Consider the following 15,182-nt stretch of genomic DNA (forward strand, 5'->3'; position numbering starts at 1 on the left):
TACCCGAATTTCTTGACGACAATAGAGCATTGGAACCACCTGATCCCATCCCGAACTCAGCAGTGAAACGATGCATCGCCGATGGTAGTGTGGGGTTTCCCCATGTGAGAGTAGGTCATCGTCAAGATTAAATTCCGAAACCCCATTTGCGAAAGCAGATGGGGTTTTGTTTTGGGCGCTCGGAAAGTGTCGGGACGCTCATCGTTGCCCGGCGACGTGCAGCCTTTCTATGCAATGCCTCTGCGCATGGCTATCATGCGTGCCTCATTGTGAGGCGAAACTTGCATGCTAACGCTGTTAGAACTTTTGAAAGATGGCCGATTCCATTCCGGGGAGGCGCTAGGTGCTGCCCTGGGTGTTAGCCGCAGTGCTGTATGGAAGCAGCTGCAGCTTCTTGAGGCTGAATTGAATCTACCTATTCATAAGGTGCGTGGTAAGGGGTACCAGTTAGCGTCTCCGCTGGTATTTCTGAATGCAGAACAAATTGCGCTAATTGCGCCATCTTTAGCGTGGCCTATTCATATCTACGATTCGATTGACTCCACCAATGCAGAGGCGTTGCGCTTGGTAAATGCCACATGCACGACGCCCTTTTTGGTGTTGGCCGAGCAACAAATGGCCGGAAGGGGCAGGCGTGGCCGTAAGTGGATAAGCCCATTCGCCCAGAATATCTATTACAGCCTCGTACTGCGTATTCAGGATGGTCTTCGGCAACTGGAGGGGCTAAGTCTTGTTGTTGGCTTGGCGGTCATTCAAGCGCTGCGAGAGTCGGGTGTACAGGGAGCCGTCCTGAAATGGCCGAACGATGTATTGGTGGGGCAGAAGAAGATTGCCGGGATATTGCTGGAGTTGGTTGGGGATCCGGCTGACATTTGTCACGTTGTCATTGGAATTGGAATCAACGTGAATATGCAGAGGGCTGATGAGGTTGATCAGCAATGGACTTCAATGCAGCTTGAGACGGGGGGAGCGGTTGATCGTAACATCCTGGTAGCCCTGGTTGGTCTGCAGCTCCAACGCTACCTGGATCGACACAAGGTGTCTGGCTTTGCTGCCCTACAAGCAGAGTGGGAGCAGAATCATGGGTGGCAGGGGCGATCGGTATCGCTCATCGCTGGTGTAAGTCGTGTGGATGGCGTGGTGCTTGGTGTTGATCGGCAAGGTGCGTTGCGTCTGGATGTTGACGGTGTTGAGAAAACATACAGCGGTGGAGAGTTAAGCCTGAGGTTGCGTGATGATTCTTGAGCTCGACTGTGGGAATAGCTTTATCAAGTGGAGAGTACTGGAGGCGGGTAGGGCAAATGTCTACGCGGAAGGTGTTGTCGGTTCGAATATCGCTTTGATTGAGAGCCTTTGGGCGGTGCCGAATTTGTTGCTGACGCGTTGCCGGCTAGTGAGTGTTCGCGCCCTGGAGGAAACAGACAAGCTGGTCGAGACATTGGTCGAGGCTTTTGGTGTCACTGTTTCCTGTGCGACGTCTGCTGTCGAAATGGCGGGGGTGCACAATGGTTATGAGGATTTCCAGCGGCTTGGTCTTGACCGATGGTTGGCGATCCTAGGTGGGTACAAACTGGCATCAGGTGCATGTCTGGTGTTGGATTTCGGTACGGCTGCGACTGCTGATTTCGTTGCTGCAGATGGTCAGCATTTGGGAGGCTTTATTTGTCCTGGCATGCCTCTTATGCGCAACCAGTTGCGAACGCATACTCATAAGATACGCTACGACGATGCTGCGGCTGAGCGGGCTCTGGAGCGCCTTTCGCCTGGGCGCACTACTGCCGAGGCGGTAGAGCGAGGATGTATGCTAATGCTGAGGGGATTCGTGCTGACCCAGATCGAGCTTGCCAGGGCTTATTGGGGGGATGATTTCACTGTGTTTCTGACCGGTGGCGATGCTGACTTGGTCTGCGATGCCGTGCCGCAGGCGCGGGTCGTTCCAGATCTGGTATTTGTTGGTCTGGCAATGGCGTGCCCTTTGTCCTGAGGTGTTTTATGCGTTGGTTGTTCTTGCTTCTACTTATCCTCAATGTCTTCTACTACATATGGCACCAGCAAGAGGCGCCACTACGCGCCAAGGATGTGACTCCTCTGAGTCTTTATCGAGGCTCTCAGCAGGATATTCGCTTGCTAAGTGAGTCTTCTGATGCGATGACTCGAAGGGATCGAGCGAAATCGTTCGATACGTGCTTGTACATCGGTGGGTTCTCCGACCAGCGCCAGGCGCAATCTGTCGAACAACGCCTCACCAGCCTGGATATAAAGGCCAAGGTTCAGTTGCTGAACACCGCTGACGCTACGGGCTACTGGCTTCGAATAGCCCCTGAAAGCAGACGCTTGGCCGACGATCTACCCTTTGAAAACCTTGCTAAGGAATTCAATGAGTTAAAACATAAAATAATGCTGTGCGAAGGCATTGCAACTGTCGAATAGTTTGCATAGAATGGCGCCCGCTTCGCAGTGAAGACCTCTAGGGGGATTTGATGTGAAGCGGTGTCAACGCAGCTAACCTCATAATTTAAATGAGAAAATGCTTGACAGAAGGTCGGCGTGATGTAAAATGCCGGCTCGCTTAGGAGGGGTTCCCGAGCGGCCAAAGGGATCAGACTGTAAATCTGACGTCTACGACTTCGAAGGTTCGAATCCTTCCCCCTCCACCATTTTAGCGTGAGCTGCAAGCTCCGCGGGTATAGTTTAGTGGTAGAACCTCAGCCTTCCAAGCTGATGATGCGGGTTCGATTCCCGCTACCCGCTCCAAGTTTGCAGGTTGTGCACGGTGTTTTGCTCTTGTAGCTCAGTTGGTAGAGCACACCCTTGGTAAGGGTGAGGTCAGCGGTTCAAATCCGCTCAAGAGCTCCATATGACAAGGCAGATATGAAAATATCTGCCTTTGTTTTAACAGCTGCCTCGGCTTGATTGTTGTGTGTTATTTCAGGTCTCGTGGGGTTGGTTGTTGTAAAGTCTTTTTCAGGTCTGCATAATGGTCGGCCTGATTTTGTTTTAGGTCAGTAGCTCAATTGGCAGAGCGACGGTCTCCAAAACCGTAGGTTGGGGGTTCGATTCCCTCCTGACCTGCCAGATTCACGTGGTGTATCTGGCTTTCTTTTCACAGGATCTTCATAGATGACTCCTAAGGCTGAAGCTCAAAGCTCTCGTTTCGATCTGGTCAAGTGGCTCGCTGTAGTCGTCTTGGTGGTCGTAGGCGTTGTTGGCAATCAGTACTATTCTGCTTCGCCGATCCTGTACCGCGTCCTCGCTTTGCTTGCTCTTGCTGCTGTAGCTGCCTTTGTAGGCCTGCAGACTGCCAAAGGCAAGTCTTTCGCGGTCCTGGTGAAGGAAGCTCGTACCGAAATCCGTAAAGTCGTTTGGCCGACTCGCCAAGAAACCACGCAGACCACATTGATTGTCGTGGCTGTAGTTCTGGTTATGGCGTTGCTGTTGTGGGGGCTTGATTCCCTGCTCGGCTGGCTTGTTTCCTTGATTGTTGGCTAAGGGTGTCCCGTGGCTAAGCGTTGGTACGTTGTGCATGCTTACTCGGGTTACGAGAAGCATGTTATGCGCTCTTTGCTGGAGCGCGTAAAGCTGGCAGGCATGGAAGATGGCTTCGGCGAAATTCTGGTTCCCACTGAAGAAGTGGTTGAAATGCGGAATGGTCAGAAGCGCAAGAGTGAACGCAAGTTCTTCCCTGGCTACGTGCTGGTACAGATGGACATGAACGAAGGTACTTGGCACTTGGTCAAGGACACTCCTCGTGTCATGGGTTTCATTGGCGGTACTGCTGATAAACCTGCGCCGATCACTGACAAAGAGGCAGAAGCGATTCTGCGTCGTGTTGCTGACGGTAGTGACAAGCCTAAGCCGAAGACATTGTTCGAGCCGGGTGAGGTTGTTCGTGTTACAGACGGTCCGTTCGCTGATTTCAATGGAACCGTCGAAGAAGTTAACTACGAAAAGAGCCGGATCCAAGTGGCAGTGCTCATTTTCGGTCGCTCTACCCCGGTAGAGCTTGAGTTCAGCCAGGTCGAGAAGGTCTAGCTGAGTAAGAATCCCAACCCCGCAGTCTAGGCTGTGGGGTTTTGTCGTCACTGGGATAAACGCGCAAGTAACCGGGGAGCCTTTCGAGGCGTTTGAACCCGTAATTGGAGTGCCTCATGGCCAAGAAGATTACCGCTTACATCAAGCTGCAAGTGAAGGCCGCTCAGGCCAACCCTAGCCCACCCGTCGGTCCAGCTCTGGGTCAGCACGGCGTGAACATCATGGAATTCTGCAAGGCCTTCAACGCCCGTACTCAGGGTCTTGAGCCAGGTCTGCCGACTCCAGTGATCATCACTGTATACAGCGACCGTAGCTTCACCTTCGAAACCAAGTCGACCCCGGCTTCGGTTCTGTTGAAGAAAGCTGCTGGTCTGGCTAGCGGTTCCGCTCGTCCTAACACCGTTAAGGTTGGCACCGTGACCCGTGCTCAGCTGGAAGAAATCGCGAAAACCAAAAACGCGGATCTGACTGCAGCTGATATGGATGCGGCCGTGCGTACCATCGCCGGCTCTGCTCGTAGCATGGGCCTTAACGTGGAGGGTGTGTAATGGCTAAGCTGACCAAGCGCCAAAAGGCTATCGCCGGCAAAATCGAAGCGGGCAAGTCCTACAATTTCGTAGACGCTGCCGCCCTGCTGACCGAGCTGTCGACTGTCAAGTTCAGCGAGTCCGTTGACGTTGCTGTAAACCTGGGTGTTGACCCACGTAAATCCGACCAGGTCGTTCGTAGCGCAACTGTGCTGCCACACGGTACTGGCAAGACTGTACGTGTAGCTGTCTTCACCCAAGGCCCGGCAGCTGAAGCTGCTCTGGCTGCTGGCGCTGATCGCGTTGGCATGGACGACCTGGCTGCCGAAATGAAAGGCGGCGACCTGAACTATGACGTCGTTATTGCTTCCCCGGACGCAATGCGTGTTGTTGGTCAGTTGGGCCAGATCCTGGGTCCACGTGGCCTGATGCCTAACCCTAAAGTCGGCACCGTAACCCCAGACGTAGCTACCGCGGTTAAAAACGCCAAGGCTGGTCAGGTTCGTTATCGCACCGACAAAAACGGCATCATTCACACCTCCGTTGGCAAAGTCGGCTTCGATGCCGTCAAGCTGAAGGAAAACGTTGAAGCCCTGATCGCTGATCTGAAGCGTATCAAGCCAGCTTCCTCGAAAGGTATCTACGTCAAGCGCGTTACCCTGAGCACCACTATGGGCCCAGGTCTGGTCATCGACCAAGGCTCGCTGGACGTATAAGACACAAATTGGTGCAAGCGATTGCGCCAATTGAAAGATTGGGGTCCCTGCCTGGCGGGGGCTATCCAAGACCGTAGGCGACGCAAGTCTTAAACCAACAAGCCTACGCAGATGGTGCTCCCGGTTCCTTACCGAATCAGACACCAAAACGACATCCGGCTCCGGCCAGATGAAACGGTAACAAGCAGGAGTTAAACCCGTGGCAATTAATCTCGAAGACAAGAAGGCCATCGTCGCTGAAGTCAACGAGGCTGCCAAAGCTGCTCTGTCCGCTGTCGTGGCTGATGCCCGTGGTGTGACAGTAGGCGCTATGACCGGACTCCGTAAAGAGGCTCGTGAAGCTGGCGTATACGTACGTGTTGTACGTAACACTCTGCTCAAGCGCGCTGTTGCTGACACTGAATACAGTGTCCTCAATGACGTGTTCACCGGCCCGACTCTGATCGCGTTCTCCAAGGATCATCCAGGCGCTGCTGCCCGTTTGTTCAAGGAATTCGCCAAGAGTCAGGATAAGTTCGAGATCAAGGCAGCTGCGTTCGAGGGCAAGTTCCTCGCAGCTAACCAAATCGACGTACTGGCAACACTGCCGACCCGTAACGAAGCTATTTCGCAGCTGATGAGCGTGATTCAAGGCGCTACCAGCAAGCTGGCTCGTACTCTGGCTGCAGTTCGCGAGCAAAAAGAAGCTGCCGCAGCCTAAGGCTGAGCAAATTCTCTCGCGTATTTTTGTTTATTTCGATGGCCGCGTAGGCGTCCCCCAATTCAGGAAATACAGCAATGTCTATCTCCCAAGACGATATCCTCAACGCCGTAGCTGAAATGTCGGTTCTGCAGGTTGTTGAGCTGATCAAAGCTTTCGAAGAAAAATTCGGCGTTTCCGCTGCCGCTGCTTCCGCTGGCCCAGCTGTTGCTGCTGTCGCTGCTGAAGAGCAAACCGAATTCAACGTCATGCTGCTGGAAGCTGGCGAGAAGAAAGTTAACGTGATCAAGGCAGTACGTGAACTGACCGGTCTGGGCCTGAAAGAAGCCAAGGCTGTAGTTGACGGCGCTCCTGCCCAGGTTCTGGAAGCAGTGTCGAAAGACGCCGCTGACAAAGCCAAAGCTACTCTGGAAGAAGCAGGCGCTAAAGTCGAGCTGAAGTAAGCATCGACCTTGCGTCTCCAGCCCAAGCGTTAAGCTGAAGGCTGATGGCTGGTGGCTCTTGCCACCGGCCTTTTTCCGTTCTTGGCTGTCGACTCGGTCGCCGCCATTAACGCGCTGTAGCCACCCGACGCGGTGGTGCAAACCATGGGGTTTGCAAGATTTTCTGGCTGCTCCCGTCGGAGGGGCCAAACAAGCAGGTGACCAAGCTGGGGAACGCTGATGGCTTACTCATATACTGAGAAAAAACGTATCCGCAAGGACTTTAGCAAGTTGCCGGACGTCATGGATGTCCCGTACCTTCTGGCTATCCAGCTGGATTCGTATCGTGAATTCTTGCAGGCGGGAGCGACCAAAGATCAGTTCCGCGACGTGGGCCTGCATGCGGCCTTCAAATCCGTTTTCCCGATCATCAGCTACTCCGGCAATGCTGCGCTGGAGTACGTCGGTTATCGCCTGGGCGAACCGGCATTTGATGTCAAAGAATGCGTGTTGCGTGGCGTTACGTACGCCGTACCTTTGCGGGTAAAAGTCCGTCTGATCATTTTCGACAAAGAATCGTCGAACAAAGCGATCAAGGACATCAAAGAGCAAGAAGTCTACATGGGCGAAATCCCATTGATGACTGAGAACGGTACCTTCGTTATCAACGGTACCGAGCGTGTAATCGTTTCCCAGCTGCACCGTTCCCCGGGCGTGTTCTTCGACCACGACCGCGGCAAGACGCACAGCTCCGGTAAACTGCTGTACTCCGCGCGGATCATTCCATACCGCGGTTCGTGGCTGGACTTCGAGTTCGACCCGAAAGACTGCGTGTTCGTGCGTATTGACCGTCGTCGCAAGCTGCCGGCCTCGGTACTGCTGCGCGCGCTTGGCTATACCACTGAGCAAGTGCTGGACGCTTTCTATACCACCAACGTATTCAGCCTGAAGGATGAAACCCTCAAGCTGGAGCTGATCGCTTCGCGTCTGCGTGGTGAAATTGCCGTTCTGGATATCCAGGACGAAAACGGCAAGGTGATTGTTGAAGCTGGTCGCCGTATTACCGCGCGCCACATCAACCAGATCGAGAAAGCCGGTATCAAAGAGCTGGAAGTGCCTCTGGACTACGTTCTGGGCCGCACTACCGCCAAGGTCATCGTTCACCCGGCTACAGGCGAAATCCTGGCCGAGTGCAACACCGAGCTGAACACCGAGATCCTGGCAAAAATCGCCAAGGCCCAGGTTGTTCGCATCGAGACTCTGTATACCAACGACATCGATTGCGGTCCGTTCGTCTCCGACACCCTGAAGATCGACTCCACCAGCAACCAATTGGAAGCGCTGGTCGAGATCTATCGCATGATGCGTCCAGGCGAGCCACCAACCAAAGACGCTGCCGAAACGCTGTTCAACAACCTGTTCTTCAGCCCTGAGCGCTATGACCTGTCTGCGGTCGGCCGGATGAAGTTCAACCGTCGTATCGGTCGTACCGAGATCGAAGGTTCGGGCGTGTTGTGCAAGGAAGACATCGTTGCGGTCCTGAAGACCCTGGTCGACATCCGTAACGGCAAAGGCATCGTCGATGACATCGACCACCTGGGTAACCGTCGTGTTCGCTGTGTAGGCGAAATGGCTGAAAACCAGTTCCGCGTTGGCCTGGTGCGCGTTGAGCGTGCGGTCAAAGAGCGTCTGTCGATGGCCGAAAGCGAAGGCCTGATGCCGCAAGACCTGATCAACGCCAAGCCGGTTGCGGCAGCGGTGAAGGAGTTCTTCGGTTCCAGCCAGCTCTCGCAGTTCATGGACCAGAACAACCCGCTCTCCGAGATCACCCACAAGCGCCGTGTTTCTGCACTGGGCCCGGGCGGTCTGACCCGTGAGCGTGCTGGCTTTGAAGTTCGTGACGTACACCCGACGCACTACGGTCGTGTTTGCCCGATCGAAACGCCGGAAGGTCCGAACATCGGTCTGATCAACTCCCTGGCTGCCTATGCGCGCACCAACCAGTACGGCTTCCTTGAGAGCCCGTACCGCGTGGTGAAAGACGCTCTGGTCACCGACGAGATCGTGTTCCTGTCCGCCATCGAAGAAGCTGATCACGTGATCGCTCAGGCTTCGGCCACGATGAACGACAAAAAAGTCCTGATCGACGAGCTGGTAGCTGTTCGTCACTTGAACGAGTTTACCGTCAAGGCGCCGGAAGACGTCACCTTGATGGACGTTTCGCCGAAGCAGGTTGTTTCGGTTGCAGCGTCGCTGATCCCGTTCCTGGAACACGATGACGCCAACCGCGCGTTGATGGGTTCCAACATGCAGCGTCAAGCTGTACCCACCCTGCGCGCTGACAAGCCGCTGGTAGGTACCGGCATGGAGCGCAACGTAGCTCGTGACTCCGGCGTTTGCGTCGTGGCTCGTCGTGGCGGCGTGATCGACTCCGTTGATGCCAGCCGTATCGTGGTTCGTGTTGCCGATGACGAAGTTGAAACTGGCGAAGCCGGTGTCGACATCTACAACCTGACCAAATACACCCGCTCGAACCAGAACACCTGCATTAACCAGCGTCCGCTGGTGAGTAAGGGTGATCGCGTTCAGCGCAGCGACATCATGGCCGATGGCCCGTCCACCGACATGGGTGAGCTGGCACTGGGTCAGAACATGCGCATCGCGTTCATGGCATGGAACGGCTTCAACTTCGAAGACTCCATCTGCCTGTCCGAGCGTGTTGTTCAAGAAGACCGCTTTACCACGATCCACATTCAGGAACTGACCTGTGTGGCACGTGACACCAAGCTTGGGCCTGAGGAAATCACTGCGGACATCCCGAACGTGGGTGAAGCTGCACTGAACAAACTGGACGAAGCCGGTATCGTTTATGTAGGTGCTGAAGTAGGCGCAGGCGACATCCTGGTCGGTAAGGTCACTCCGAAAGGCGAGACCCAACTGACTCCGGAAGAGAAGCTGTTGCGTGCCATCTTCGGTGAAAAGGCCAGCGATGTTAAAGACACCTCCCTGCGCGTACCTACTGGTACCAAGGGTACTGTCATCGACGTACAGGTCTTCACCCGTGACGGCGTTGAGCGTGATGCTCGTGCACTGTCCATCGAGAAGACTCAACTCGACGAGATCCGCAAGGATCTGAACGAAGAGTTCCGTATCGTTGAAGGCGCGACCTTCGAACGTCTGCGTTCTGCCCTGGTAGGCCACAAGGCTGAAGGCGGCGCAGGTCTGAAGAAAGGTCAGGACATCACCGACGAAATCCTCGACGGTCTTGAGCACGGGCAGTGGTTCAAACTGCGCATGGCTGAAGATGCTCTGAACGAGCAGCTCGAGAAGGCCCAGGCCTATATCGTTGATCGCCGCCGTCTGCTGGACGACAAGTTCGAAGACAAGAAGCGCAAACTGCAGCAAGGCGATGACCTGGCTCCAGGTGTGCTGAAAATCGTCAAGGTTTACCTGGCAATCCGTCGCCGCATCCAGCCGGGCGACAAGATGGCCGGTCGTCACGGTAACAAGGGTGTGGTCTCCGTGATCATGCCGGTTGAAGACATGCCGCACGATGCCAATGGCACCCCGGTCGACGTCGTCCTCAACCCGTTGGGCGTACCTTCGCGTATGAACGTTGGTCAGATCCTTGAAACCCACTTGGGCCTCGCGGCGAAAGGTCTGGGTGAGAAGATCAACCGTATGATCGAAGAGCAGCGCAAGGTCGCAGACCTGCGTAAATTCCTGCACGAGATCTACAACGAGATCGGCGGTCGCAACGAAGAGCTGGACACCTTCTCCGATCAGGAAATCCTGGATTTGGCGAAGAACCTGCGCGGCGGCGTTCCAATGGCTACCCCGGTATTCGACGGTGCCAAGGAAAGCGAAATCAAGGCCATGCTGAAACTGGCAGACCTGCCGGAAAGCGGCCAGATGCAGCTGTTCGATGGTCGTACCGGCAACAAGTTCGAGCGCCCGGTTACTGTTGGCTACATGTACATGCTGAAGCTGAACCACTTGGTAGACGACAAGATGCACGCTCGTTCTACCGGTTCGTACAGCCTGGTTACCCAGCAGCCGCTGGGTGGTAAGGCTCAGTTCGGTGGTCAGCGTTTCGGGGAGATGGAGGTTTGGGCACTGGAAGCATACGGTGCTGCATACACTCTGCAAGAAATGCTCACAGTGAAGTCGGACGATGTGAACGGTCGTACCAAGATGTACAAAAACATCGTGGACGGCGATCACCGTATGGAGCCGGCATGCCCGAGTCCTTCAACGTGTTGATCAAAGAAATTCGTTCCCTCGGCATCGATATCGATCTGGAAACCGAATAACACGTGACGCGAATCGAGAGCGGTGCAGTGATGCCCGCTCTCTGCTCCGCCAGGAGGAAAGGCCTTGAAAGACCTACTGAATTTGCTGAAAAACCAGGGTCAAGTCGAAGAGTTCGACGCCATCCGTATTGGATTGGCATCGCCTGAGATGATCCGTTCGTGGTCGTTCGGTGAAGTTAAAAAGCCGGAAACCATCAACTACCGTACGTTCAAACCTGAGCGTGACGGCCTGTTCTGCGCCAAGATCTTTGGCCCGGTAAAGGATTACGAGTGCCTGTGCGGTAAGTACAAGCGCTTGAAGCACCGTGGTGTTATCTGCGAGAAGTGCGGCGTTGAAGTCGCACTGGCCAAGGTTCGCCGTGAGCGCATGGCGCACATCGAGCTCGCTTCGCCGGTTGCCCACATCTGGTTCCTGAAGTCGCTGCCGTCCCGTATCGGCCTGTTGATGGACATGACCCTGCGTGATATCGAACGCGTTCTCTACTTCGAGAGCTATGTCGTTATCGACCCAGGCATGACCACCCTTGAAAAAGGTCAGCTGCTGAACGACGAGCAGTACTTCGAAGCGCTGGAAGAGTTCGGCGACGATTTCGATGCCCGCATGGGTGCCGAAGCGGTCCGCGAGCTGCTGCACGCTATCGACCTGGAGCACGAGATTGGTCGTCTGCGTGAAGAAATTCCGCAAACCAACTCCGAAACCAAGATCAAGAAACTGTCCAAGCGTCTGAAGTTGATGGAAGCCTTCCAGGGTTCCGGCAACCTGCCAGAGTGGATGGTGCTGACCGTTCTGCCGGTTCTGCCGCCAGACCTGCGTCCGCTGGTACCGTTGGACGGTGGCCGTTTCGCAACGTCCGACCTCAACGACCTGTACCGTCGCGTGATCAACCGTAACAACCGCTTGAAGCGTCTGCTCGACCTGTCCGCTCCGGACATCATCGTGCGCAACGAAAAGCGTATGTTGCAAGAAGCGGTCGATGCCCTGCTCGACAACGGCCGTCGTGGCCGCGCTATCACCGGTTCGAACAAGCGTCCTTTGAAATCCCTGGCCGACATGATCAAGGGTAAGCAAGGTCGCTTCCGTCAGAACTTGCTCGGTAAGCGTGTTGACTACTCCGGCCGTTCGGTAATTACCGTAGGTCCGACCCTGCGTCTGCACCAGTGCGGTCTGCCGAAGAAAATGGCTCTCGAGCTGTTCAAGCCGTTCATTTTCGGCAAGCTTGAAATGCGTGGTCTCGCTACCACCATCAAGGCTGCCAAGAAAATGGTCGAGCGCGAGCTGCCGGAGGTTTGGGACGTTCTCGCTGAAGTGATTCGCGAACACCCGGTCCTCCTCAACCGTGCACCGACCCTTCACCGTCTGGGTATCCAGGCGTTTGAACCGGTACTGATCGAAGGTAAGGCTATCCAGCTGCACCCTCTGGTCTGTGCTGCGTACAACGCCGACTTCGACGGCGACCAAATGGCCGTGCACGTACCGCTGACACTGGAAGCCCAGCTGGAAGCGCGTGCGTTGATGATGTCGACCAACAACATTCTGTCGCCAGCCAACGGTGAGCCAATCATCGTTCCGTCGCAGGACGTTGTATTGGGTCTGTACTACATGACCCGTGAAGCGATCAACGCCAAGGGCGAAGGTCGTGTGTTCGCGGATCTGCAGGAAGTTGACCGTGTGTTCCGTGCCGGCGAAGCCGCACTGCATGCCAAGGTCAAGGTGCGGATCCACGAAACCGTCAACGACCGTGATGGCGGCAGCGTGAGCAACACCCGTATCGTCGACACCACTGTCGGCCGTGCGCTGTTGTACCAGGTTGTGCCAAAAGGTCTGTCGTACGACGTCGTCAACTTGCCAATGAAGAAAAAAGCGATCTCGAAGCTGATCAACCAGTGCTACCGCGTGGTTGGTTTGAAAGAGACCGTAATCTTCGCTGACCAATTGATGTACACCGGTTTTGCTTATTCGACGATTTCTGGCGTTTCCATTGGTGTTAACGACTTCGTTATCCCGGATGAAAAAGCTCGCATCATCGCGGCTGCTACCGATGAAGTGAAAGAGATCGAAAGCCAGTACGCCTCGGGCCTGGTAACACAGGGCGAGAAATACAACAAAGTGATCGACCTTTGGTCCAAGGCCAACGACGAAGTGTCGAAGGCGATGATGGCCAACCTCTCGAAAGAGAAAGTCATCGACCGTCATGGCGACGAAGTTGACCAGGAATCCTTCAACTCGATGTACATGATGGCCGACTCGGGCGCACGGGGTTCTGCTGCGCAGATCCGTCAGCTCGCCGGTATGCGTGGCCTGATGGCCAAGCCGGACGGTTCCATCATCGAAACGCCGATCACTGCGAACTTCCGTGAAGGTTTGAGCGTACTTCAGTACTTCATCTCCACTCACGGTGCTCGTAAGGGTCTTGCGGATACTGCGTTGAAAACCGCTAACTCCGGTTACCTGACTCGTCGTCTGGTAGACGTTGCGCAAGATCTGGTTGTAACCGAGATCGATTGCGGCACCGAGCACGGCCTGCTGATGACGCCGCACATCGAAGGTGGTGACGTTGTAGAGCCGCTGGGTGAGCGCGTATTGGGTCGTGTCATTGCCCGTGACGTATTCAAGCCAGGCACCGAGGAAGTTATCGTTCCTGCCGGTACCCTGGTGGATGAGAAGTGGGTCGAGTTCATCGAACTCAACAGCATCGACGAAGTGATCGTTCGCTCGCCGATCAGCTGCGAAACCCGCTACGGCATCTGCGCCAAGTGCTACGGCCGTGACTTGGCTCGTGGTCACCAGGTGAACATCGGTGAAGCGGTCGGCGTTATCGCTGCCCAGTCCATCGGTGAGCCGGGTACCCAGCTGACCATGCGTACGTTCCACATCGGTGGTGCGGCAAGCCGGACCTCCGCAGCCGACAGTGTTCAGGTGAAGAATGGCGGTACCGTCCGCCTGCACAACCTCAAGCACGTTGAGCGAGTGGATGGCCACTTGGTTGCTGTGTCCCGTTCCGGTGAGCTGGCAATCGCTGATGACTACGGTCGTGAGCGCGAGCGTTACAAGCTGCCGTACGGTGCTGTGATTTCGGTTAAAGAAGGTGACAAGGTCGACGCTGGCGCAATCGTGGCCAAGTGGGATCCGCACACTCACCCAATCGTTACCGAAATGAAAGGTACCGTGACCTACGTGGGCATGGAAGAAGGCATCACGATCAAGCGTCAGACTGACGAATTGACCGGTATGACCAACATTGAAGTACTCGACGCCAAAGATCGTCCAGCTGCCGGTAAAGACATCCGTCCTGCCGTGAAGATGGTCGATGACAACGGTAAGGACTTGCTGCTGCCAGGCACTGACGTAATCGCTCAGTACTTCCTGCCAGCCAACGCCCTGGTCGGTGTAGCGGATGGTGCGAAGATCGCGATCGGTGATGTTATCGCGCGTATCCCGCAAGAAACTTCGAAAACCCGCGACATCACCGGTGGTCTGCCGCGTGTTGCCGACTTGTTCGAAGCGCGTCGTCCGAAAGAAGCGTCGATTCTGGCTGAAGTCAGCGGCACCATCGCGTTCGGCAAAGAGACCAAAGGCAAGCGTCGTTTGGTCATTACCCCGAACGACGGTAGCGATCCGTATGAAGAGCTGATTCCGAAGTGGCGTCACCTGAACGTCTTCGAAGGCGAACAGGTAAACCGCGGCGAAGTTATCTCCGACGGTCCGAGCGATCCACACGACATTCTGCGTCTGCTGGGTGTAAGTGCGCTGGCCAAGTACATCGTTAACGAAATCCAGGACGTTTACCGCCTGCAGGGCGTGAAGATCAACGACAAGCACATCGAGACCATCCTGCGTCAGATGCTGCGTAAAGTTGAAATCGCTGAATCTGGCGATTCGAGTTTCATCAAGGGCGACCAGATGGAACTGACTCACGTGCTGGTGGAAAACGAGCGTCTGGCTGGCGACGAGAAATTCGTTTCCAAGTTCACTCGCGTGCTGCTGGGTATCACCAAGGCGTCGTTGTCCACTGAGTCGTTCATCTCGGCGGCCTCCTTCCAGGAGACCACTCGCGTGCTGACCGAAGCAGCGGTAACCGGCAAGCGCGATTACCTGCGTGGCCTGAAAGAAAACGTGGTTGTGGGTCGTCTGATCCCAGCCGGTACCGGTTTGGCTTACCACAGCGAGCGTAAGCGCCGCCGTGATGCTGACAAGCCGCTGCGCGTGAGCGCCAGTGAAGTGGAAGCTGCACTGACCGAAGCGCTGAACTCAAGCGGTAACTGAGTTCTGCGGTAGATGAGTCTGGGCCCTGGCAGCTCCGTTCGTCGGATCGAGGCATTTTTGCACCGATTCGATGAGCGGAGAGGTCGGGGCCTTGCCTTGACTGGGGGCAAGATCCTCTTTAGACTCTTGTACCCCTAAATTTGGCGGGAATTCGTTCCTGCCATTTTGCTTTTCTTGCAAGACAATAGCGTCGCAAGACAACAGTGGA

Annotated in this window: 10 protein-coding genes, 4 tRNA genes, 1 rRNA gene and 1 pseudogene; all 16 read left to right on the forward strand. The window is 55.3% G+C overall.

The window, feature by feature from the left end; genetic code table 11:
* The first annotated feature begins 11 nt into the window (after positions 1–11).
* The 16 genes and pseudogenes from rrf (at position 12) to rpoC (ending at position 14,974) form a co-directional block, all read left to right on the forward strand.
* Positions 12–127 (forward strand): 5S ribosomal RNA (gene rrf / locus JWR98_RS17735).
* Positions 128–285: 158 nt separating this feature from the next.
* Complete coding sequence (birA, locus tag JWR98_RS17740) at positions 286–1,245, forward strand: bifunctional biotin--[acetyl-CoA-carboxylase] ligase/biotin operon repressor BirA (RefSeq protein WP_205490702.1); 960 nt, start codon at positions 286–288, stop codon at positions 1,243–1,245.
* Complete coding sequence (locus JWR98_RS17745; RefSeq protein WP_078734884.1) at positions 1,235–1,984, forward strand: pantothenate kinase; 750 nt, start codon at positions 1,235–1,237, stop codon at positions 1,982–1,984. Before birA ends, JWR98_RS17745 begins: the two co-directional genes overlap by 11 nt.
* 8 nt (positions 1,985–1,992) lie before the next feature.
* The gene (locus JWR98_RS17750) at positions 1,993–2,430 is read left to right on the forward strand and encodes a hypothetical protein (RefSeq protein WP_078734883.1); all 438 of its coding nucleotides are present in this window, start codon (positions 1,993–1,995) and stop codon (positions 2,428–2,430) included.
* A 142-nt stretch (positions 2,431–2,572) separates the two neighbouring features.
* Positions 2,573–2,657: transfer RNA gene (locus JWR98_RS17755), tRNA-Tyr, on the forward strand.
* A 23-nt stretch (positions 2,658–2,680) separates the two neighbouring features.
* Positions 2,681–2,754: transfer RNA gene (locus tag JWR98_RS17760), tRNA-Gly, on the forward strand.
* 26 nt (positions 2,755–2,780) lie between these two features.
* A tRNA-Thr gene (locus tag JWR98_RS17765) sits at positions 2,781–2,856 on the forward strand.
* A gap of 143 nt (positions 2,857–2,999) precedes the next feature.
* Positions 3,000–3,075: transfer RNA gene (locus JWR98_RS17770), tRNA-Trp, on the forward strand.
* A gap of 45 nt (positions 3,076–3,120) precedes the next feature.
* Complete coding sequence (gene secE, locus JWR98_RS17775; RefSeq protein WP_016969478.1) at positions 3,121–3,489, forward strand: preprotein translocase subunit SecE; 369 nt, start codon at positions 3,121–3,123, stop codon at positions 3,487–3,489.
* A 9-nt stretch (positions 3,490–3,498) separates the two neighbouring features.
* Positions 3,499–4,032 (forward strand): transcription termination/antitermination protein NusG, encoded by a 534-nt coding sequence (gene nusG / locus JWR98_RS17780; protein WP_003176436.1) that lies wholly within the window; start codon positions 3,499–3,501, stop codon positions 4,030–4,032.
* Positions 4,033–4,148: 116 nt separating this feature from the next.
* Entirely contained in the window at positions 4,149–4,580 is a 432-nt protein-coding gene (gene rplK, locus JWR98_RS17785; RefSeq protein ID WP_078734882.1) for a 50S ribosomal protein L11, read from the forward strand.
* Positions 4,580–5,275: a 50S ribosomal protein L1 gene (gene rplA, locus JWR98_RS17790; protein WP_003176434.1), complete on the forward strand. Its 696-nt coding sequence runs from the start codon at positions 4,580–4,582 to the stop codon at positions 5,273–5,275. Before rplK ends, rplA begins: the two co-directional genes overlap by 1 nt.
* A 199-nt stretch (positions 5,276–5,474) precedes the next feature.
* The gene (gene rplJ, locus JWR98_RS17795) at positions 5,475–5,975 is read left to right on the forward strand and encodes a 50S ribosomal protein L10 (RefSeq protein ID WP_003176433.1); all 501 of its coding nucleotides are present in this window, start codon (positions 5,475–5,477) and stop codon (positions 5,973–5,975) included.
* 77 nt (positions 5,976–6,052) lie between these two features.
* A complete protein-coding gene (gene rplL, locus JWR98_RS17800) occupies positions 6,053–6,418 on the forward strand; it encodes a 50S ribosomal protein L7/L12 (protein WP_003176432.1) in 366 nt (121 codons plus the stop codon).
* Between the two features lie 219 nt (positions 6,419–6,637).
* Positions 6,638–10,710, forward strand: a pseudogene (rpoB, locus tag JWR98_RS17805) (DNA-directed RNA polymerase subunit beta).
* Between the two features lie 64 nt (positions 10,711–10,774).
* Positions 10,775–14,974 (forward strand): DNA-directed RNA polymerase subunit beta', encoded by a 4,200-nt coding sequence (rpoC, locus tag JWR98_RS17810; protein WP_003176430.1) that lies wholly within the window; start codon positions 10,775–10,777, stop codon positions 14,972–14,974.
* The last annotated feature ends 208 nt before the right edge of the window (positions 14,975–15,182 follow it).

The sequence above is a fragment of the Pseudomonas lactucae genome, assembly GCF_016937615.1.
In the GTDB taxonomy this organism is placed as follows: domain Bacteria; phylum Pseudomonadota; class Gammaproteobacteria; order Pseudomonadales; family Pseudomonadaceae; genus Aquipseudomonas; species Aquipseudomonas lactucae.

Excerpts from the sequence above, each read along its gene's own strand:
- birA (WP_205490702.1), top strand. The coding sequence starts at position 286 with ATGCTAACGCTGTTAGAACTTTTGAAAGATGGCCGATTCCATTCCGGG.
- JWR98_RS17745 (WP_078734884.1), top strand. The coding sequence starts at position 1,235 with ATGATTCTTGAGCTCGACTGTGGGAATAGCTTTATCAAGTGGAGAGTA.
- JWR98_RS17750 (WP_078734883.1), top strand. The coding sequence starts at position 1,993 with ATGCGTTGGTTGTTCTTGCTTCTACTTATCCTCAATGTCTTCTACTAC.
- secE (WP_016969478.1), top strand. The coding sequence starts at position 3,121 with ATGACTCCTAAGGCTGAAGCTCAAAGCTCTCGTTTCGATCTGGTCAAG.
- rplK (WP_078734882.1), top strand. The coding sequence starts at position 4,149 with ATGGCCAAGAAGATTACCGCTTACATCAAGCTGCAAGTGAAGGCCGCT.
- rplA (WP_003176434.1), top strand. The coding sequence starts at position 4,580 with ATGGCTAAGCTGACCAAGCGCCAAAAGGCTATCGCCGGCAAAATCGAA.
- rplL (WP_003176432.1), top strand. The coding sequence starts at position 6,053 with ATGTCTATCTCCCAAGACGATATCCTCAACGCCGTAGCTGAAATGTCG.